Raw genomic sequence first — 20,244 nt, forward strand, 5'->3', positions numbered from 1 at the left:
CTAGAGCAGGCTTTCCAGCGGCAGCAGCTTGAGCATCTGCACCTCGACCCGGCGGCCGGTGGTGGCGCCGGGGTCGTGGTCGTAGGTCACCGGCTTGCCGTGTTCCGTGGCCTGCCATTGCATGGCGCCGCCATGCGCCGAGCCGTCCTGCTTCAGGATCACGCGGTAGGCCTGCTCGGGCAGCGTGGCGCTGTCGAAGAACGCGGTGACCGCCGCGGCCAGCAGCGGACAGTCGACGATGATGCCCATCTCGGTGTTGAGCAGCTTCGAGCGCGCGTCCATGTTCATCGAGCCGATGAACACCTTGCGCCGATCCACCACGATGGCCTTGGCATGCAGGCTGACGCCGGAGGAGGTGCCCCCGGTGGTGACCCGTTGCGGCGCACCCGCGGCAGGTCGCAATTCGTACAGCTGCACGCCGCTCTCCAGCAGCGGTCGGCGATAGCGCGAGTAGCCCGAGTACACGATCGGCTCGTCGTTCGAGGCCAGCGAATTGGTCAGCACCTTGACCGTCACCCCGCGCCTGGCCAGCAAATCGAGATAGGCCGTGCCGCGCTCGCCGGGGATGAAGTAGGGCGAGATCAGCAGCAACTCGTGCTGCGTGCCATCCGCCATCGCCTTGATGTCCGGGCCGATGCGCAGCTCGGGCTGGTCCTCTGTCGCCTCGATCTTGGCCGGCTGGTCGGCCACCAGCGTGGCAGGTCCCCAGAACCACTGGCCCTTGCGGTCGGCGGAGGCGCCGTAGGGCAGGGCGTCCAGCGTGGCCTGGGCGTAGTCCGATTGCGCGAATGCGCGCGCATCGTGCGCCAGTTCGGTCCGCAGTTTCGCCAGGTCGACATGATCGGCATGCTTGCCATGGAATGCCTTCACCGGATAAGCCGCGTCGCAGTTCCAGTACTCGTCGAAGGCATGCGAGGCCTGTGACACCACCGGGCCGATCGCGATCAGGTCGAGGTCGCGGAAATGGGTGTCCTCGCCCGCGTCGAAGTATGCATCGCCGATGTTGCGTCCGCCGACGATCGCCACGTTGCCGTCGGCGATGAACGACTTGTTGTGCATGCGCCGGTTCAGCCGGTGCGTGTCGAGCAGGAACTGGGCAGCCTTGGAGAATACCGACGGCTTCTTCGTGGCGAACGGGTTGAACAGGCGCACCTCGATGTTCGGGTGGGTATCCAGCGCGTCGAACAGGTCGATCGCCTGGCTGGCGTTGATGTCGTCCACCAGCAGGCGCACGCGCACGCCACGGTCGGCCGCGGCCAGCAGGCGCTGCGCCATCAGTCGCCCGGTCGCGTCGTTGTCGAAGATGTAGTACTGCAGATCCAGCGAATGCTGCGCGTGGTCGGCCAACGCCACGCGGCTCATCAACGCATCGGTGCTGCGGATCAGCAGGCGAAAGCCCGACTGATCCTGGTGTTTGTCGGTCTCGGCATGCACGTAGCGCGCCGCCGGCGTGCCCACGGTCGGCGGCAACGCCTTCGACACCGGCTTGACCCCGGGCGCGGGCGGCGAGCAGCCCGCCAGGGCCACGCCGAGCAACACCGCGCCAAGCACACTGATGAGTCGCCGCATGTTCACCCGCCTTTTGCTGCGTGCCGATCACGGCTTCGCGGCAATCGTCCATCGCCAGCGGCGTACTTTGCGAAGGCGGCCGTGAAATCCATGCGACTGCGGAGCCTCGCCTGACTCGGGTACTCGGGTTTCCGCCTTTCGTTTATCCCCAGCTCGACAACGGCATGGCACCGGGCGCGAACATCCCCTGCGGTCCGAAGTGGAACATGCGGGAGCGGTCGCGTACGTAGTCGTGGCCTTTCTCGGCGAGCACGGACCGGTTCAGTTCTTCGTACCAGCGTTGCACCGTGGTGGCGTCGGTCAGCAGCAGGAAGGTCCAGTCGGGGAACACCACGGTGACGGGTTCGTCGCCGTGCCAGGCGAACTGCGCCTCCGCGCCGTGCTGCACCATGTCGGCGCCGATCAGCTGGTTCAGCGAGCTGCGGATGCGCTCGAACTCCATGTCCGGGAGCAACGGGGTGAAGTTCTTGACGCCGTGGAGTTGGCCTTCATGGCGTCGGTTGTCGGTTTCCTTGCCGCGAACGATCACATCCTTCAGATCGTAGTCGCCGTGGATGTAGACCCAGCCCTTGCCGGCGTGGTCGAGCTGCAGGCAGCCGTAGTGGCGGGATGCGGGGTCGACGTCGACGCGCCAGCGCCACTCGGCCGAGCAGGCGGCGGCGCGGCCCACGCCCCAGGCCGCCCAGCTTTCCGGGCGCTGCGGATCGCCCATGGGCGGCGTCTTGTTCTCGGCCGCCAGGTATTGCATGCCGTCGTGCCAGGCCTTCATCGCCTTGTCCCGCTTGGCTGACTTGAAAGCCCCGGGGTGCATGCCCGGGTGCACCACCAGCCCGGCGATGACGTAGTCCTGTTTCACCATGCGCCCCGCCACCGAGCGCATGGGGCCCGGCGGGTTGACGTCGGCGGTCTTGGCTTTCACCAGGGCCGGTTTGGGGTAATAGCCGGGCATGCCGACGTAGCGCAGCGAATCCTCGTTGGTATGTCGCACGAGCAGGATGACCTTGCGCTCCCGCGCCACCATGAGGAACTTCTGCAGGTCGATGCCGCGCATGCCGATGCCGATACCCATGATCGTCGTCCCTGTGTCGTATGGATGGGGGGAGTGTACGAGTTTTGAAACTCGAGATCGGAGCAAAAAGCCCCGGCGACGAGGTTCCGGACTCGGCGCGCAAGGCAATCTTTGCGTCGGTGGAACGATGGAACCCCGGCGTTGGCACTTCTTCGCGCGATGCCGAAACAAAAAAATCCCGCCATCGGCGCTGTCTGCTCAGACGACGATGTCGGGAAGGCCGGCGTCAAGGCTCTTCTGCTTGGTGGCGGGGCCACGACCTCCAACCGCGACGCCGGGCATCCCGACCACGAAAGCGCGAAGCCTTCCGCCTTGCCATGAAACGTGAGCGTCTTCGCACTCCTGCGTTATGCTCGGCCGGTATTCCGGGGGGAATGGATGACCATGAAACGCTGGCCGATGGCTGCCGCCGTCATCTGCATGGCCGCTGCAGGCTGCAGCAGGACCGATGCAGACGCACCGTCAAACACCCGCCGACCGCAGCAGGCCGGCGCGACCAACCCGCTCGCCACCGCCGGCCACCTCGCCGGCATCGAAGCCGCCGGCCTGACCGGCGACCAGCGCGCCATGCAAGGCCACGTCGACGCCATGCACAAGGACATGATGCGCTCCATGCATCTGCCCGACCCGTCACGCCCGATCAACCACGAAGCCGCCCGCACCGCCGTGCGCCCGCTGCAAGGCGTGCAATCCGTAGTCTGGATCGACCGCAGCAACCTGCTGGTGATGGTCGGCGGCAACCAGTACCGCAGCATGGCCACCATCGACCGCATCTGCCTCGCCCTGGAACCACTGGGCGACACACTGGGCGTGGTGGTCAACCTGCAGGACGTGACGGCGACGACGTCGAAAGGTGCGGATACGTTGTCGCGGAATTGCCAGTTGAGGGCAGGGGAGCGGGCGATGTTGCAGCAGAAGCGGCAGGTGGATGTGCTGGATCCGGAGGTTAGGCGGGTGTTTCGGGCGCAGCAAGGCAGGCGATAAGTGGCTCTGATCCGGTTTGCTAGCCGGAGATGAGTTAGAAAAAACAGCAATGCGTAGGGGACTGCCGTATGAAACTGATACACATCTCGATACACAACTTCCGGGGCATCATCGACGCTTCGATGTACTTCCATCCCTATACGCTGGTTGTGGGTGCGAACAATTCCGGGAAGAGCACGATCATTGATTGCATCCGGGCCTTCTACGAGAAAGATGGGTTTAAATTCAAGAAGGAAGCGGATTTCCCGCTCAAGGGTGCGGCGGATCAGGAGTCATGGGTAGAACTGACGTTTGCACTCGCTGACCAAGAACACGATTCCCTGAAGGATGAATACAAGACTGGAGAGTTCCTACGCAAAAGTGGACACCGGTTGGTTAGCCGTACTGTGCCTCGAACTCGATGGGAGAACGATAGCCCAAGGCAGAGTGTAAGCGCTTGCTGTTGTAGAAATCGATGTAGCTGCGCACGGCGCTTCGCAGCGAGCCTTCGGTGCAGAAGCTGTCGCGGTGATACATGTCCGATTTCATCGACTTGTTCCACGACTCCATATGCGCGTTGTCGGTCATTCGATGCGGGCGGTTCACGCTCTGCACCAAGCCCGCCCTGGCCAGCATGCGTTTGAAGTCGCTGGCCAGAAACTCCACCCCGCGATCACTGTGCAGCAACGTGCCGGGCGGCGGTTTGCGTTGGCGCAACGCCGCTGCCAACGCCCGGCGCGTCAGGTTGGCCGTCCGGTCCGTTCCCAGCGACCAGCCCAGCAGGCGCCGCGAATAGCGATCCATGACGGTGGCGAGGTAGCGCCATGAACCCGATACTTTCAGATAGGTGACATCGGTGACCCAGACCTGATCGGGCCGATCCACCGTCAGCTCGTGCACCTGGTTGTCGACGCTGGCGAAGAAGCGATCGACACCCGGACAACGTCGATACAGATCGGCAGAGCAGCCACGGATGGCATGGTCCCGCATCAAGCGCTCGACCCGGCGGCGTCCGACGGATTCACCGTTGCGTTGCAGGCCGGCGTGGACCCGCGGGCTACCGTAAGTCTGCCGGCCTTCGGCGTGCACGTGGCGAATGCTCTCAAGCAGTCGTGCATCCTCCTGCGCACGCGCGCTCGACGGTCGATCCCGCCAGGCGTAATACCCGCTTGGACTGACCCCGTACAGCCGGCACAACAGCCTCACCGGGTGGTGCTCTTGCTGACGGATGAAGGCGAAGATGTCGGCCTTGGACTGGAAGTGAACGCGATCGCTTTTTTTAAAAGGTCATGCTCGATCTTCAGCTGCTCGTAGGCCTTCTTCACCCGACGCAGCTCCTTCAGCTCCGCTGCCACGGCTTTGTCGACCGCCACACCCTTCGTCATGATCAATCCCTCGCGCGCCTGTTTGCGCCAACGAGACAGCATGAACGGGTGGATGTAAAGCGACTGGGCAACGTCACCCACCGCGACGCCCGGTAACAGGCTCAAACGGACAGCGGTTGCCTTGAATTCCTGGGTATAGCGGTAGGTGGTTCGTGGACCTGGTTTGGGCATCTTGTGGACTCCTGAAGTGGTAGTTCAGGGTGTCCACTAAAGCGTAGGAACTATCCTGCCGAGAAAACGCTGAAGGTTAGGAAGCTCTTTCAGACCGGCGAGAAACTGCATGACGGCAAGAATGCCGCTGGCTCGATCCTTGGCTACAAGTCTGATGGCACGCTGTCTAATGAACCCTTCTATGGCGCGAAGAATGTTCAGAGCGGCAAGTTTGGCGACCTGATCTACATCCCGGCAATCAGCAAGGTCGATGAACACACCAAACTCAGTGGACCATCGGCCCTGCGCGACTTGATCACCAACATCATGTCGGATGTCGTGGAAGGGAGCGACGCTTACAAGACCTTGACGGATAGCGTTACCACCTTTGCCGCAAGCGTTCGCACAATCGAAACTGAAGATAAGCGCTCGCTGTCAAACTTCGAAAATGACTTGAATGCTCTGCTTGCACCGTGGCAGACGAATTTCAACCTCAAATTCACCGCGCCTTCCACAGCGGAAATCATTAAATCGCTGCTCGGATGGGACATCCGCGACAACCATCATGAACAGCCGCAAGGCGTTGAGTACTTTGGCTCTGGCTTCCAGCGCCACTTCGTCTATTCACTGATTCAGCTTGGCGCAAAGTACGTGCCACAGAAGGTTGCGAAGAAGGCAAAGGACTTTGTCCCTTCCTTGAATCTAGTGCTCTTTGAAGAGCCTGAGGCATTCCTGCATCCGCCTCAACAGGAAGATCTGGCCCGTAACCTGATCAAGGTAAGTGAGGCAGCTGATTGGCAAATCGTCTGCCCTACCCATTCAGCGCACTTCGTAAGTAGAAATGCCATGCGGATTCCGACCATCATTCGGACACGACGAGCGGAGGGCATCGTCTCCACCTTCCAAATTGACGAGGCGCTATGGAACAACATCGTTGACGCTAATCACGCAATCCAGCATGTTGCAGCGAAATATCCCAACGTACTGAAGACCATGCAGGCTGATGACCTAAAACCTGAGATGGAGTCCGTGAAATTCTTCTTGTGGCTCAATCCTGACCGGGCGGGAATGCTGTTTGCACAACATGTTTTGCTGGTCGAGGGACCAAGCGAGACTGCCTTGATTAACCGGTTGCTGGATGACGGCAAGCTGGCTTTGCCCCAAGGCACGTATGTCCTGGACTGTCTCGGCAAATACAACATTCACCGTTTCATGAATCTACTGAGCGGTCTCGGTGTTGTGCATGCGGTGCTGCACGATGACGACAACAATGCAAACGAGCATCAGGAACTCAATCAGCTGATTGCGGATTCGAAGGACGCCAACTTTACGCACGCGGTCATCACGATACCGAAAGATCTTGAAAACGTGCTCGGCGTTAACTCACCTGGTGCCAGCCACAGAAAGCCTCAGCACTTGTTGTATTGTTATGCCACCAATCAAATTGACAATGCGAAGCTGACCGGGTTCTGCGAGATAGTTCAGTCCTGCTTTGTGCCGCGTACATGAGCGGCAGAGCCACAAACAAGAACGGAGCCGTATTCCTGCGGCGCCGTTCTTGTTTCCAGCCTCTGGATGATCAGCTCTGTTGTTGAAAAGCGATTCCGGCCTTTGCCGGAATGACAAGCTTTTTAGAGCGCCTCGAAAATCCCCGCCGCGCCCATTCCGGTGCCGATGCACATGGTCACCATGCCGTACTTCTGCTTGCGACGGCGCATGCCGTGCACCAGCGTGGCGATGCGCACCGCGCCGGTGGCGCCGAGCGGGTGGCCGAGCGCGATCGCGCCGCCGAGCGGGTTGACCTTGGCCGGGTCGAGCTTGAGGTCGCCCATCACGGCGAGTGCCTGGGCGGCGAAGGCTTCGTTGAGTTCGATCCAGTCGAGCTGATCCTGGGTGATGCCGGTTTGCGCGAGCGCCTTGGGAATCGCTTCCTTCGGGCCGATGCCCATGACTTCGGGCGGCACGCCGGCGACGGAGAAGCCGACGAAGCGGGCAAGCGGCTGCAGGTTGTATTGCTTGATGGCCTTTTCGCTGGCCAACAGCACGGCGCCGGCGCCGTCGGACATCTGGCTGGAGTTGCCGGCGGTGACGGTACCGCCGAACTGGCCGTTGCCGAATTAAAGGGGACGGGGGTAATTAAGCCGGTTTGATCCACGTCACTGCAGCTCTCACGGGACGGAACAACCAGCCCGTGGCGCTCCAGTCACGCGGCCCGTGGCTCCACCCGACGCAGGATTTCGTCGCGCGTGGCGAGTGTCTTGAGATCGTAAGTTGCCTGCAGGTTCAGCCAGGACACCGCGTCGCCGCCGAAGTAGCGTGCCAGGCGCTCGGCAGTGTCGGCGCTGATGCCGCGGCGTTTGTTGACGATTTCGTGGATGCGGGTGGCCGGTACGCTCAGTGCCACGGCCAAGGCGTTGGCGCTCATCCCCAGCGGGGTAAGGTAGTCCTCGCGCAGGATTTCGCCGGGATGTACAGGGCGCATGCGATTGACGGGAAGTTTCATGTGGCTCTCTCAGTGGTAATCCACGATTTCGACGTGGTCGGGTCCGCTGGCTGTCCACACAAAGCAAACGCGCCACTGCCGGTTGATGCGGATGCTGTGCTGGCCAGCGCGATCGTGCTTGAGGGCTTCGAACTGGTTGCCAGGCGGTGAACGCAGAAACTCAAGCGTTTGCGCGGCATCGAGTTGCGACAACTTGCGGATGGCGGCGTCCTTGATGGCACGGAACCGACGAGGATCGCCACCCTCGAACAGCGCCTGCGTATCCTTGCAATGAAAGCTCCTGATCACGCGCTGACGGTATTACGTTTGACGTAATACGTCAAACGAGCACCGTATCCGCTGGACAACGCATCCCTTGGCCGAGAAGGGTTTGCAAGCGGATCAGATCCACTCAAACGCGAACGGCGCCGTATCGCTACGGCGCCGTCCCAGTTTCAGATTCCGGCCTTCGCCGGAATGACGAACTTCAGAGTGCCTCGAAGATTCCCGCTGCACCCATGCCGGTGCCGATGCACATCGTCACCATGCCGTACTTCTGCTTGCGCCGGCGCATGCCGTGCACCAGCGTGGCGATGCGCACCGCGCCGGTCGCACCGAGCGGGTGGCCGAGCGCGATCGCGCCGCCGAGCGGGTTGACCTTGGCCGGGTCGAGCTTGAGGTCGCCCATCACGGCGAGTGCCTGGGCGGCGAAGGCTTCGTTGAGTTCGATCCAGTCGAGCTGATCCTGGGTGATGCCGGTTTGCGCGAGCGCCTTGGGAATCGCTTCCTTCGGGCCGATGCCCATCACTTCGGGCGGGACGCCGGCGACGGAGAAGCCGACGAAGCGGGCCAGCGGCTGCAGGTTGTATTGCTTGATGGCCTTTTCGCTGGCGAGCATGACGGCGCCGGCGCCGTCGGACATCTGGCTGGAGTTGCCGGCGGTGACGGTGCCGCCGAACTGGCCGTTGCGGAACACGGTTTTCAACTTGGCCAGCACTTCGGGCGTGGTGCCGGCGCGCGGGCCTTCGTCCTGGTCGATGACGCGGTTGTCGGTGGTGATGCCGCGGCTGGCGAGATCCGGGTAATGGTCATCGAGCTGGAACGGGGTGATCTCGTCCTTGAACTCGCCGGCGGCCTGGGCGGCCAGGGCGCGGCGGTGGCTTTCGACCGAGAACGCGTCCTGCTGCTCGCGGCTGACTTTCCACTGCTTGGCGACGTTTTCGGCGGTGATGCCCATGCCGTAGGCGATGCCGATGTTCTCGTCCTGGAAGATCGCGGGGTTCATGGCGATCTTGTGGCCCATCATCGGCACCATGCTCATGCTCTCGGTGCCGCCGGCGAGCATCAGGTCGTCCAGGCCCAGGCGGATGCGGTCGGCGGCCATCGCCACCGACTGCAGGCCGGAGGAGCAGAAGCGGTTGACGGTGACGCCGGGCACGGTGTGCGGCAGGCCGGCCAGCAGCAGGCCGATGCGCGCCACGTTCATGCCTTGCTCGGCCTCGGGCATGGCGCAGCCGATGATGACGTCGCCGATCTGGTGCGGGTCGATGCCGGGCGCCTGCGCCGTCACGGCGCGGATCACGTGGGCGAGCATGTCGTCCGGGCGGGTGTTGCGGAACACGCCGCGCGGCGCCTTGCCGACCGGAGTGCGGGTGGCGGCGACGATGTAGGCGTCTTGCACTTGCTTGGTCATGGTTCTTGCTCCGTGGCGTCGCGCATGAAGCAGCGACGGCTTTGGTTTTTGATCGTCATGCCAGCGAAAGCTGGCATCCAGTGTCTTGACGTTGTGTCTCGAGGCGCTGGATCCCAGCTTTTGCTGGGATGACGGCGTGGAGGGGTCTGGTCAATTCCTGAGCGGCTTGCCGGTGGTCATCGTGTGCGCAATACGGGCTTGGGTCTTTTCGGTTTTTGCCAGCTCCACGAAGTGCTTGCGCTCCAGTGCCAGCAGCCATTCCTCGTCGACGGTCGAGCCGCGCTCGATTACGCCGCCGCACAGGGTGTCGGCGATGCGCGAGGCGATGTCGACGTCGTGTTCGGAGGCAAAGTAGCCGGCCTGCAGGTTGGCCAGTTGCGCCTTGAAGGTGGCGGTGCCGACGTCGCCGGCGACGATGACCTGGGCAGGCAGGGGCGGGCGGTAGCCGGCTTCGGCCAGCGACAATGCCACCTTCTTGGCGACGTACAGCAGTTCGTAGGCGTTGAACACGACCACGTCGCTGTCGCGCAGCAGGCCCATGTTCTTCGCCTCGATGGCGCTGGGGGAAACCTTGGCCATCGCCACGGTCTCGAACACCTTCTTCAGTTCCTCGAACGGATCGGCCGGATTGGCCCTGGACGCACGCACGGCCAGTTCATGCAGGCCGCCACCGGCGGGCAGCAGGCCGACGCCGGCCTCGACCAGGCCGATGTAGCTTTCCAGTGCCGCAACCGTCCGGGCGGAATGCATCTGGAATTCGCAGCCGCCACCGAAGGCCATGCCGCGTACGGCGGACACCACCGGCACCAGGGCGTGCTTGATCGCCATGCTGGTGCGCTGGAAGTTGGCGACCATCTTGCCGAAGTCGTCGAACTTGCCGTCCTTCAGCAGGCCCAGCGCGCCCTTGAGATCCGCGCCGGCGGAGAACGGCTCGCCGGTCTGCCAGATCACCACCGCCTTGAGCTTTTCCTCGGCCAGCCTGATCGCGTGCTGGATGCCGTCGAGCACGTGGTCGTTGACCGTGTTCATCTTGGTCTTGAACGAGATGATGCCGACGCCGTCGTCGCCCAGCGTCCACAGGCGGATGCCGTCGTTCTCCCACACCGTGCTGCCGGTGTCGAACTTCTCGCCCAGGATCGGATCGGGGAACAACTGGCGCTGGTACACCGGGTGCTGCGAACGCGGCTTGTCGGCGTTGGCGCTGGCCGAATACGAACCGTTCTTGCCGTGCACGCCCGTGCGGCCGTCGGTGACCCAGGCGGGCAGGGGCGCATCGCTCATCGCCTTGCCGGCCTTGATGTCTTCATTGATCCATTCGGCGACCTGCTGCCAGCCCGCGGCCTGCCAGGTCTCGAACGGGCCGAGCTTCCAGCCGTAGCCCCAGCGGATGGCGAAATCCACGTCGCGCGCGGTGTCGGCGATGTCGGCCAGGTGATAGGCGGTGTAGTGGAACAGATCGCGGAAAGTGGCCCACAGGAACTGCGCCTGCGGGTCGCTGGAGGCGCGCAGCTTGCCGAACTTCTCGGCGGGGTCCTTGATCGCCAAAATCGCGGCGACTTCATCGGAGGGCCTTTGTTCGGACGGGCGGAAGTCCTGCTTGGCCACATCCAATACTTGGATGTCCTTGCCGACCTTCTTGTAGAAGCCGCCGCCGGTCTTCTGGCCCAACGCACCCTTCTCGATCAGGCCGGCCAGCCACGCCGGCGCCTTGAAGTACCGGTGCCAGGGATCGTCGGGCAGGGTATCGGCCATGGTCTTGATGACGTGGGCCATCGTGTCCAGGCCGACCACGTCGGCGGTGCGGTAGGTGGCGCTCTTGGGGCGGCCCACGGCCGGGCCGGTCAGCGCGTCGACGGTGTCGAAGCCGAGCTTGAACTGCTCGGTGTGATGCATGGTGGCGAGCATCGAGAACACGCCGATGCGGTTGCCGATGAAGTTGGGCGTGTCCTTGGCGATCACCACGCCCTTGCCGACGGTGGTGACCAGGAAGGCTTCGAGGCCGTCCAGCACGTTCTGGTCGGTGAGCCGGGTCGGGATCAACTCGACCAGGTGCATGTAGCGCGGCGGATTGAAGAAGTGCACGCCGCAGAAGCGGTGGCGCATTTCCTCCGGCAGCGCCTCGGCCAGCGTGTTGATCGACAGGCCCGAGGTATTGGAGGCGATGATCGCGGTCTTCGACAGGTGGCCGGCGATCTTTTTGTACAGGTCGAGTTTCCAGTCCATGCGCTCGGCAATGGCCTCGATGACCAGGTCGACATCCTTCAGGTGATCGAGATCATCGTCGTAGTTGGCCGGGATGATCGAGGCGGCCAGGGCCTTGTCGGCCAGCGGGGCCGGCGACAGCTTGGCCAGGTTGGCGATCGCCTTCAGCGCGATGCCGCTCTTCGGACCCTCTTTCGCGGGCAGGTCGAACAGCACGGTTTCCACGCCGGCGTTGGTCAGGTGCGCGGCAATCTGCGCGCCCATGACACCGGCGCCCAGCACGGCGGCCTTGCGGATGCGCAAGCCGAGGGTGGGGGAAGATGCAGCGGTCATTGGCTTCTCCGATGGTGCGATGGTGGTGACGCGATCAATGGGGCAGGCAGCGCTGGCGGGGTGAGTTCACGGGTGGCTCAGCCCGGCGGCGGCGAAGCGGATCAGGTGCTGGACGGTCTGCTCAAGATGCTCTTGTTCGCTGACGTCGCCCTTGCGCTGGATCATGCCGAAGCCCGACATGGCGTGGGTCAGCGCACCGGTCACGAGGTCGATGCGCCAGTAAAGCTCGGCCTTGCCCAGGTGCGGCAGCAGCCGGGCGAATTCGGCGGTGAACTGGCGCATGACGTGGCCGTAGTTCTCCGACAGGAAGCGGCGCAAGTTGTCGTCGTGCTCGGCGAAGGCGCGCGCCAGCACGCGCATGAACAGGGCGCCCTTGCCGTCGTGCGACAGCTCCAGCGCCGGGCGGATGTAGGCGGCGAGCACCTGTTCGAGCGTGGCCTCGCCGCCGGCCAGCTTGTGCAGGGCGGCCAGGCGATTGGCATTCAAGGCGTCCAGGCGCCGGCGGAATACCTCCTCGACCAGTTTCTCCTTGGAGCCGAAGTGGTAGTTGACGGCGGCCAGGTTGACCCCGGCGGCGGCGGTAAGCTGGCGCAGCGAGGCGCCATCGAAGCCGCGCTGGGCGAACATTTTTTCCGCGGTGCCGAGGATGCGATCCCGGGTGGAGCTGGTCGAGTTCACGGAAGCGGACGTCCTTTGGCAGCTGACGCGATTCAAACGATCGTTTGAGCATACGGGAAGCGCTTCCCGGGCGTCAAACGAGCGTATGGATCAGGCCTGCGCAATCCTTGCCAATGAGCTAGAATCTGTCAGACTTTAGTGGGCTAAATCCTCATTCCTTGTCGGAATTGGCTACCTTTGCCGGTAGTTGCCCGCTCAATCACTTTTCCCGAAATCCGTCAGCCGGAGCAGATCCCATGGCGCTGGAGCGCACCCTTTCCATCATCAAGCCCGATGCCGTCGCCAAGAACGTCATCGGCGAAATCTACGCCCGTTTCGAAAAGGCCGGCCTGAAAATCGTCGCCGCCCGCATGAAGCAGCTGTCGCGCGCCGAGGCCGAAGGCTTCTATGCCGTACATCGCGAGCGCCCGTTCTTCAAGGCCCTGGTCGAGTTCATGATCTCCGGCCCGGTGATGATCAGCGTGCTGGAGGGCGAAAACGCCGTGCTGGCCCATCGTGACCTGATGGGCGCCACCAACCCGAAGGAAGCTGCGCCGGGCACGATCCGCGCCGACTTCGCCGAGTCGATCGACGCCAACGCCGTGCATGGCTCCGACGCCGTGGAAACCGCCAAGGTGGAGATCGCCTATTTCTTTGCGGCGACGGATGTGGTTTCGCGTTAATTTCGTGCGTTCATCCTTGAACGCGAAGATCAGACAGCGGCCACTCGTGGCCGCACAGTAGAAACAAGTGCGTTCGTCCCTGAACGCGAAGATCAAACAGCGGCCATCCGTGGCCGCACTCTTCACAAGAGCCACTCTTTGAACTCAGTTGTCGCCAGCTCGAACAAGGTCAACCTGCTCGATTTCGATCGCCAGGGTCTGCGTGATTTCTTCACGCAGATCGGCGAGAAGCCGTATCGCGCCGAGCAGGTGATGAAGTGGATCTACCACGACCTGGAAGACAACTTCGAAAACATGACCGACGTGGGCAAGGCGCTGCGCGCCAAGCTCACCGAGGCTTGCTACATCGGCGCACCCAAGACGCTGCTGGACAAGGTCGCCACCGACGGCACGCACAAGTGGCTGCTGGGCATGGATTCGGGCAATGCGATCGAGACGGTCTACATCCCCGAGCCGACCCGCGGCACCTTGTGCGTGTCCTCGCAGATTGGCTGCGCGCTGAACTGCCAGTTCTGCTCCACCGGCGCGCAGGGCTTCAACCGCAACCTGTCCACCGCCGAGATCATCGGCCAGGTATGGGTGGCGGCGAAGTACCTGGGCAACGTCACCCACCAGAACCGGCGCATCACCAACGTGGTGATGATGGGCATGGGCGAGCCGCTGGCCAATTTCGACAACGTGCTGAAGGCGATGAAGCTGATGCGCGACGACCTGGGCTTCGGCCTGGCATCGAAGCGCGTCACCTTGTCCACTGCCGGCCTGGTGCCGCTGATCGACCAGTTGTCCGATGCCATCGACGTGTCGCTGGCGGTGTCGCTGCACGCGGCCAACGACGAGCTGCGCACCGAACTGATGCCGATCAACAAGCGCTACCCGATCGCCGAGCTGCTGGCGGCCTGCCAGCGCTGGGTCGCGCGCAAGCCGCGCACCTCGATCACCTTCGAATACACCTTGATGAAAGACGTCAACGACCAGCCCGAGCACGCCCGCCAGCTCATCAAGCTGATGCGCAAGCTGCCCACGTGCAAGGTCAACCTGATTCCGTTCAACCCTTTCCCGGGTACGCAGTTCGCGCGCTCGGACGCGGCTGCGATCCACGATTTCCAGAGTCAGCTGCTCAATGCCGGCGTGCTGACCATGCTGCGCCGAACCCGCGGCGACGACATCGACGCGGCCTGCGGCCAGTTGGCGGGGCAGGTCGCCGACCGTACCCGGCGCAGCGCCGAACTTCGCAAACGGCAGAACCAGGGGGCTTTGCATGCGCTTTGACCGGGTGGTGATTCCCTGCTTGTTGTTCGCCCTGGCCGGCTGCGTCACCACGCATACCAACACCGGTGCGCTGGGCAAGCCGCTGCCGCAGGAGAGCAAGGCCGAGCAGGCCACGGACGCGGCGCGCATCCACACCGAACTGGGCCAGCATTACCTTGCCACCGGCGACCTGCAGACGGCGCTGAGCAAGGTGCAGATGGCGCTCCAGTTCGACCCGAACTACGCTCCCGCCCATACCGTCCTCGCCTACATCGACGCGCGGATCGGCAAGCTGGCCGAAGCGGAGCAGCACTACCGCAAGGCGGTGGCGCTGGAGCCGACCAAGGGTGCCTGGAACAACAACCTCGGCCAGTTCCTGTGTTCGCGGGGCAACTATGCCGAGGGCGAAACCTATTTTCGCAAGGCAGTGGCCGATCCGTTCTACGCCACCCCTTCGGAGGCCCTGGCCAACGCCGGCGTCTGCCAGCTGATGGCAGGCGACAAAACCAAGGCAGAAGCGGATTTTCGTGACGCCATCGCGCGAAATCCGCAGAATGGCGAGGCACTCTTCCAGCTCGCAAACCTTCTTTACCAGGGGAAAGATGCGTTTCGCGCAAGGGCATTCCTGCAGCGTTTCGACGCGCTGGGCAAACCGACTGCCGCCGCGCTGAAACTGGGGTACGACATCGAATCAAGCATGGGCAACCCGGAGGGGGCCCGCAATTATCTCAAGCGACTGCGCAGCCAGTTCCCGGACTCGGAACAGGCGCACGCCCTTGACTCCATCGACAACCCATGACGTCCATGCAGCAGTCTCCCATGTTCGACCACGCGCCTGACGGCACCCATTCTTCCCTCGCCCATGGAGCGGGGCAGGGAGCGATGGCCGGTGAATCGGCCCAGCCGAGTTTCGGCAGCCGGCTGCGCGCGGCGCGCGAGGCACGCGGACTCGATCTTGAGGCCTGCGCCAACGCGCTGCGGTTGCCGGTGCGGGTGTTGCGCAAGCTGGAACTGGATCAGTACGACGGCACCGACTCCAAGGTCTACCTGGGCAGCTACATCGCCAAGTACGGGCGCCACCTGGGCATCAACGACGCCTCCATCCAGCTCGAAGTGGACCGCATCCGCCAGGTCGACGCGCCGCTGGTGACCAGTGGCGGCATCTCCCATTCGCGCTTCCTGTTCGACCGCTACGCCACTGCGGCCACCTACGTGGTGCTGACGCTGGTGATCGCCGTGCCGACGCTCTGGTTCGGCGTGAAAAGCACGCTGGATCGGGACATCACCCATTTGGCCCCGCTGGACGCCGCCCCGGTGGCACAGCAGGAGCAAGCCGGCACCAGCACCCCGGCGATGGTTGCCGCCGACCGCGCCCGCCAGCCGGCGGCGCCGGTGCAGGCCGCGGCCGCCGACACGGCATCAGAGCAGCCGTTGCTGGCCTCGATGGCGCCGTTCCCGAGCCTCGCCAGCGACACTCGTCCGGCCGTGCCTGCGCCGCCGGCAGCGGTGGTCGCCGCCGGCAGCGGTGGCCATCAGCTGGAGCTGACGCTCAGCGCGCCGAGCTGGGTCGAGGTGACCCGTGCCGACGGCACGCGTCTCGAATACGGTTTGCTGCCGGCGGGCAGTCACGCCGTCTATCACAGCGACCAGCCGCTGAACGTGAGCATCGGCAACGTCGGCGGCGCCCAGGTCGCGATCGACGGGCAGGCGGTGGGAATGGATGATTTCCGCCGCGCCAACGTCGCGCATTTCCGCGTGCAAGTGCAGGACGGCAAGGCCTCCGCCACTGCCCTCTGATCGGCATCGCCGCCGCTGCCGGCGACCCAATTCGGTTATGCTTGCGCACTGCCCGCCTGCGACCAGGCGGGTCTGATCCACCCATTACCTGTGTTTACGCGCTGGACTGCGCCAAGCGGTGCGCGGCCTATTGAACGGTGATTGCATGGCATTTGAAGAGTACGACAAGTACGAACAGAGCGAGTTGGTACAGAAGTGGCTGCGCGAGAACGGCGTTTCGATCGTTGTCGGTGTTCTTATCGGACTGGTCGGCATCTTCGGATGGCAGCAATGGCGCAACCACCAGGCCCGCAACGAGAGCGCGGCCTCGCAGCTCTACCAGCAGGCCAAGGTGGCGCAGCTGTCGGGCAAGCCCGACGTGGCCGCCCAGTTGACCGACCAGTTGATGAAGGATTACGCCAAATCGCCGTATGCGCTGTTCGCGGTCAGCGACCGCGCCCGCCAGCAAGTGCAGGACAAGCAACTGGACAAGGCCCAGGTCTCGCTGGAGTGGGCCGAAAGCCACACCACCGAAGAGCCGCTGAAGTCGCTGACCCTGGTGCGCATCGCGCGGGTCGAATTGGCGCGCGACCAGGCCCAGGCCTCGCTGGCCACGCTCGACCGCGTGCCGCCCGGCAGCTTCCAGGGCATGGTGCAGGAACTCCGCGGCGATGCGATGGTCAAGCTTGGACGCATGGACGATGCACGCAAGGCCTACCAGGCGGCCATGTCGGCACTGAGCGAGGACGCCCCGCAACGCGGCGCCTTGCAGATGAAACTCGATGACCTGGCCGTGGCCGGGAAGCAGGGTGCATGAAAGTTCACATGATCAAACGCGCCATGCTGGTTTCGCTGGTTTCGCTGCTGACGCTCGCCGGCTGCCACTCCTTCAAGAAGGAGAACGTGCAGCCGCCGACGCCGCTGGCCAAGGATTTCAAGCCGACGGTGCAGGTGACGCGACTGTGGCGCGAACGAGTGGGCGACGGCGCGGGCGACAGTGGCGTGCGGCTGCGCCCGACCGTGGTCGATGGCGTGCTCTACGCCGACAGCACCGACGGCAAGCTGGCCGCCTTCGATGCGGCGACCGGCAAGACGCTGTGGTCGAAGAGTTCGCGCACGCACGGCTGGTTCGGCTGGGGCGACAAGAAGCGCAAGGACGCCCAATATGCGGGCGGTCCGGCGGTAGGCGGCGACCTGCTCGCGGTGGGCACGCTGGACGGCCACGTCTACGGCGTCAACGCAAAGGACGGCAGCCCGCGCTGGGAAGCCGAACTCAATACCCAGGTGCTGGCCTCGCCGGTGATCATCGGCAACCAGGTCATCGTGCGCGGCAGCAACGGCCGGGTTTATTCCCTTGACGCGGCCACCGGCGAGCGCCAGTGGGTGAACGACCAGGGCAACGTGCCGCTGCTGAGCGTGCGCGGCAACGGCGGCTTGCTGGTCGCCAACGGCGTGGTGTTCTTCGGCAGCGACGACGGCCTGCTGGTCGCGCTGCGCCTGGACAACGGCAGCAAGCTGTGGGAGCAGCGCCTGGCCAGCGGCGAGGGCCGCACCGAGATCGACCGTCTGAACGATGCCGACGGCGCGATCCTGCTCGACGGCAGCACCCTCTACGGCACCGCCTACCACGGCAACGTGGTGGCCATCGACGGCCCCAGTGGCCGCCCGCTGTGGTCGCATCCGTTCTCCAGCTATACCTCGCTGGCGGTGAAATACAATGCCATCTTCGGCGTCGACGATCAGTCGCGCGTGTGGGCCTTCGACAAGTCCGGCGGCGCCGACATGTGGAAGAACGACGCGCTCCGCTACCGCTGGCTGACCGGGCCGGCCGTGCAGGGCAACTACGTGGTGGTCGGCGATGCCGAAGGCTATGTGCACTGGCTGCAGACCGGCGACGGCGCGTTGGCCGCGCGCGAGCGGCTTTCCAAGAAGGCGATCCGCGCGCAGCCGCTGGTGGTGGGCGATGTCGTGTACGTCCAGGACGTGAAGGGCCACATCGGCGCCTACCGCCTGTCCTCGCCCTGATCGCGGGACGAAGTTTCCATGCTGCCCGTCGTCGCCCTGGTCGGTCGCCCCAATGTCGGCAAATCGACCCTGTTCAACGTGCTCACGCGCAGCCGCGACGCGCTGGTGGCCGACATGCCCGGGGTCACCCGCGATCGCCACTACGGTGCGTGCCATCTGGGTGAGCGCCCGTTTCTCGCGGTCGATACCGGTGGTCTGTCGGGTGTCGAGGAGGCGATCGACGTCCTTACCGCGCGGCAAGTGCGACTGGCGATCGAGGAGGCCCAGGTGCTGGTCTTCGTGGTCGATGCGCGCGACGGCCTGCTGCCGCAGGATCACGTGATCCTTGGCGAGTTGCGCCGCAGCGGCAAGCCGATCATCGCCGCCGTGAACAAGATCGACGGCCTGGATGAACAGGCCGCCCTGGCGGAATTCGCTGCCTTCGGCATGGCCACCACCTTGCCGATTTCCGCTGCGCATGGTCGCGGCACCGACGAGCTGATCCGCGCCGTGCTGCCGCTGTTGCCGCCGGACGAGGATGCCGCGAACGAGCCGGCCACGGAGGACGGCAGTATCCGCGTGGCGATCGTTGGCCGCCCGAACGCCGGCAAGTCCACGCTGATCAACCGCCTGCTGGGCGAAGAACGGCTGATCGTCTCCGACGTCGCGGGCACCACGCGCGACCCGATCCGCGTGCCGCTGGAGCGCGACGGCAAGCGTTACACCCTGATCGACACCGCCGGCATCCGACGCAAGGCGCGGGTCGAGGAGGCGGTGGAGAAGTTCAGCGTGATCAAGACGCTGCAGTCGATCGCCGCCGCCCAGGTGGTGGTGATGATGGTCGACGCGCGCGAGAACCTGGCCGACCAGGACCTTACCCTGATCGGCTACGCCATCGACGAGGGCAGGGCGCTGGTGATCGCGCTCAACAAGTGGGATGGCCTGGACGCCTATCAGCGCGAGGAATGCCTGCGCGCGCTGGATCGTCGGCTGGTGTTCGTCGACTGGGCCAAGCGCGTGCACATATCGGCGCTGCACGGTTCCGGGCTGCGCGAGCTGATGCGCGCGGTGGTGCGCGCGCACGCGTCGGCGACCAGGGAGCTGAGCTCCTCCGACCTGACCCGCACGCTGGAAAAGGCGTACGAAAGCTACCAGCCGCCGCTGGTCAACGGCCATGCGCCGAAGCTGCGCTTTGCGCATCCAGGCGGCACCAATCCGCCGACCATCGTCATCCACGGCACGCGCACCAAGCACATCGCGCCGGCCTACCAGCGCTACCTGGAAAACTTCTTCCGCAAACGCTACAAGCTCGAAGGCACGCCGGTCCGCATTGCCTTCCGCGAGGGCGAAAACCCCTACGCTGGACGCAAGAAGGTGCTGACCAAGGAGCAACAGCACAAGGCCCGCCGCCGGCTCAGCGAACTGATCAAGCGCACGCGCTGATCGTCGACGCTCAGGGAAGATCCGACCGCAGCAACCCGTACACCGCCGCGTCCCGCGGTTGCCCCTCCACCAGCAAGCGCTGGCGCGCGATCGACTCGAATCGTGCGCCGATGCGCAGCGCCGTGGCGCGGCTGGCTGCGTTGTCCGGCAGCGCCACGATCTCGATGCGGATCAGCCCCAGCTGCTCGAACCCGAAGCGCGCGACGTGCTGCGCCGCCGCCGTCGCCAGCCCGCGCCGCTGGCAGCCCTGGCGCATCCAGTAACCGAGATTGGCGCGGCGGTGGATCGGCTCGAACTGGTTGAGCCCCACGCCGCCCAGCAGCGAGCCGTCGGCCGCACTGCGCACCGCGAAGGCGAAATGGTTGCCGGCCAGCCAGCTGTCCTGGCAATGCGCGATCCATGCATGGGCGGCATCGTGGCCGTAGTCGGCGCGACACCACGGCAGCCAGCGCCCGACGCTGTCCACGGAGTCGCGCACGGCATCCACCAGGGCGTCGGCGTCAGCGTGGTTCCAAGGGAGCAACCGCACGCGCGCGTCGCCCAGCTCGATCGTGTATTGCGGGTCGTGTCCCATCAGCCTGCCTGGT

The 20,244-nt window shown here is 64.4% G+C and carries 20 protein-coding genes and 2 pseudogenes; 10 read left to right on the forward strand and 12 right to left on the reverse strand.

Features of this window, described 5'->3' with window-relative positions:
- Together ACVCMB_RS02850 and ACVCMB_RS02855 are read right to left on the reverse strand one after the other, a co-directional pair.
- Positions 1 to 1,569 carry a phospholipase D family protein gene (locus tag ACVCMB_RS02850; protein WP_447106099.1) on the reverse strand — a complete coding sequence of 523 codons (1,569 nt, stop codon included), beginning with the start codon at positions 1,567 to 1,569 and terminating at the stop codon, positions 1 to 3.
- A gap of 142 nt (positions 1,570 to 1,711) precedes the next feature.
- The gene (locus tag ACVCMB_RS02855) at positions 1,712 to 2,638 is read right to left on the reverse strand and encodes a hypothetical protein (RefSeq protein WP_447106100.1); all 927 of its coding nucleotides are present in this window, start codon (positions 2,636 to 2,638) and stop codon (positions 1,712 to 1,714) included.
- A gap of 384 nt (positions 2,639 to 3,022) precedes the next feature.
- On the opposite strand from ACVCMB_RS02855, the gene ACVCMB_RS02860 reads away from it, so the two are divergent.
- Both ACVCMB_RS02860 and ACVCMB_RS02865 read left to right on the forward strand, forming a co-directional pair.
- On the forward strand, positions 3,023 to 3,622 hold the full coding sequence (locus ACVCMB_RS02860) for a hypothetical protein (protein ID WP_395118401.1): 600 nt from the start codon (positions 3,023 to 3,025) through the stop codon (positions 3,620 to 3,622).
- 68 nt (positions 3,623 to 3,690) lie between these two features.
- Positions 3,691 to 3,939, forward strand: a pseudogene (locus ACVCMB_RS02865) (AAA family ATPase); the annotation flags it as partial.
- A gap of 58 nt (positions 3,940 to 3,997) precedes the next feature.
- Here ACVCMB_RS02865 and ACVCMB_RS02870 read toward each other — a convergent pair.
- Genes ACVCMB_RS02870 through ACVCMB_RS02880 form a run of 3 tightly spaced genes read right to left on the reverse strand, consistent with a single transcriptional unit; the run spans position 3,998 to position 5,415 of the window.
- Positions 3,998 to 4,843 carry an IS3 family transposase gene (locus ACVCMB_RS02870; RefSeq protein ID WP_447107208.1) on the reverse strand — a complete coding sequence of 282 codons (846 nt, stop codon included), beginning with the start codon at positions 4,841 to 4,843 and terminating at the stop codon, positions 3,998 to 4,000.
- Positions 4,804 to 5,157 carry a transposase gene (locus ACVCMB_RS02875; RefSeq protein WP_369491286.1) on the reverse strand — a complete coding sequence of 118 codons (354 nt, stop codon included), beginning with the start codon at positions 5,155 to 5,157 and terminating at the stop codon, positions 4,804 to 4,806. The genes ACVCMB_RS02870 and ACVCMB_RS02875 overlap by 40 nt, the downstream gene beginning before the upstream one ends.
- A gap of 36 nt (positions 5,158 to 5,193) precedes the next feature.
- A complete protein-coding gene (locus ACVCMB_RS02880; protein WP_447106101.1) occupies positions 5,194 to 5,415 on the reverse strand; it encodes a hypothetical protein in 222 nt (73 codons plus the stop codon).
- Between ACVCMB_RS02880 and ACVCMB_RS02885 the strand changes: the two genes are divergently transcribed.
- On the forward strand, positions 5,395 to 6,645 hold the full coding sequence (locus ACVCMB_RS02885; protein ID WP_447107209.1) for an ATP-dependent nuclease: 1,251 nt from the start codon (positions 5,395 to 5,397) through the stop codon (positions 6,643 to 6,645). The genes ACVCMB_RS02880 and ACVCMB_RS02885 overlap by 21 nt on opposite strands.
- A gap of 122 nt (positions 6,646 to 6,767) precedes the next feature.
- Here ACVCMB_RS02885 and ACVCMB_RS02890 read toward each other — a convergent pair.
- The 6 genes and pseudogenes from ACVCMB_RS02890 to ACVCMB_RS02915 all read right to left on the reverse strand — a co-directional run.
- Positions 6,768 to 7,253, reverse strand: a pseudogene (locus tag ACVCMB_RS02890) (thiolase family protein); the annotation flags it as partial.
- 86 nt (positions 7,254 to 7,339) lie between these two features.
- Positions 7,340 to 7,639, reverse strand: coding sequence for a HigA family addiction module antitoxin (locus tag ACVCMB_RS02895; RefSeq protein WP_447106102.1), 300 nt, complete (start codon positions 7,637 to 7,639; stop codon positions 7,340 to 7,342).
- 9 nt (positions 7,640 to 7,648) lie between these two features.
- Entirely contained in the window at positions 7,649 to 7,927 is a 279-nt protein-coding gene (locus ACVCMB_RS02900) for a type II toxin-antitoxin system RelE/ParE family toxin (protein WP_447106103.1), read from the reverse strand.
- Positions 7,928 to 8,105: 178 nt separating this feature from the next.
- A complete protein-coding gene (locus ACVCMB_RS02905) occupies positions 8,106 to 9,311 on the reverse strand; it encodes an acetyl-CoA C-acyltransferase (RefSeq protein ID WP_447106104.1) in 1,206 nt (401 codons plus the stop codon).
- 150 nt (positions 9,312 to 9,461) lie between these two features.
- Positions 9,462 to 11,846: a 3-hydroxyacyl-CoA dehydrogenase/enoyl-CoA hydratase family protein gene (locus tag ACVCMB_RS02910; protein WP_447106105.1), complete on the reverse strand. Its 2,385-nt coding sequence runs from the start codon at positions 11,844 to 11,846 to the stop codon at positions 9,462 to 9,464.
- Between the two features lie 66 nt (positions 11,847 to 11,912).
- Positions 11,913 to 12,524, reverse strand: coding sequence for a TetR/AcrR family transcriptional regulator (locus ACVCMB_RS02915; RefSeq protein WP_395118409.1), 612 nt, complete (start codon positions 12,522 to 12,524; stop codon positions 11,913 to 11,915).
- A gap of 236 nt (positions 12,525 to 12,760) precedes the next feature.
- Between ACVCMB_RS02915 and ndk the strand changes: the two genes are divergently transcribed.
- The 7 genes from ndk to der all read left to right on the forward strand — a co-directional run bounded on the left by ndk (position 12,761) and on the right by der (position 19,657).
- Complete coding sequence (ndk, locus tag ACVCMB_RS02920) at positions 12,761 to 13,186, forward strand: nucleoside-diphosphate kinase (protein ID WP_395118411.1); 426 nt, start codon at positions 12,761 to 12,763, stop codon at positions 13,184 to 13,186.
- Between the two features lie 138 nt (positions 13,187 to 13,324).
- On the forward strand, positions 13,325 to 14,455 hold the full coding sequence (gene rlmN / locus ACVCMB_RS02925) for a 23S rRNA (adenine(2503)-C(2))-methyltransferase RlmN (RefSeq protein WP_447106106.1): 1,131 nt from the start codon (positions 13,325 to 13,327) through the stop codon (positions 14,453 to 14,455).
- Positions 14,445 to 15,233, forward strand: a complete 789-nt coding sequence (gene pilW, locus ACVCMB_RS02930) for a type IV pilus biogenesis/stability protein PilW (protein ID WP_447098945.1) — start codon at positions 14,445 to 14,447, stop codon at positions 15,231 to 15,233. Before rlmN ends, pilW begins: the two co-directional genes overlap by 11 nt.
- A gap of 83 nt (positions 15,234 to 15,316) precedes the next feature.
- Positions 15,317 to 16,231: a helix-turn-helix domain-containing protein gene (locus ACVCMB_RS02935; RefSeq protein ID WP_447106107.1), complete on the forward strand. Its 915-nt coding sequence runs from the start codon at positions 15,317 to 15,319 to the stop codon at positions 16,229 to 16,231.
- A gap of 145 nt (positions 16,232 to 16,376) precedes the next feature.
- Entirely contained in the window at positions 16,377 to 17,027 is a 651-nt protein-coding gene (locus tag ACVCMB_RS02940; protein WP_395118419.1) for a YfgM family protein, read from the forward strand.
- 8 nt (positions 17,028 to 17,035) lie between these two features.
- A complete protein-coding gene (gene bamB / locus ACVCMB_RS02945) occupies positions 17,036 to 18,235 on the forward strand; it encodes an outer membrane protein assembly factor BamB (protein ID WP_447098943.1) in 1,200 nt (399 codons plus the stop codon).
- 18 nt (positions 18,236 to 18,253) lie between these two features.
- On the forward strand, positions 18,254 to 19,657 hold the full coding sequence (der, locus tag ACVCMB_RS02950; protein ID WP_395118423.1) for a ribosome biogenesis GTPase Der: 1,404 nt from the start codon (positions 18,254 to 18,256) through the stop codon (positions 19,655 to 19,657).
- A gap of 10 nt (positions 19,658 to 19,667) precedes the next feature.
- On the opposite strand, the gene ACVCMB_RS02955 is transcribed toward der, so the two are convergent.
- Positions 19,668 to 20,231 (reverse strand): GNAT family N-acetyltransferase, encoded by a 564-nt coding sequence (locus tag ACVCMB_RS02955; protein ID WP_447106108.1) that lies wholly within the window; start codon positions 20,229 to 20,231, stop codon positions 19,668 to 19,670.
- Positions 20,232 to 20,244 lie beyond the last annotated feature (13 nt).

The sequence above is a fragment of the Rhodanobacter sp. UC4443_H10 genome, assembly GCF_052978325.1.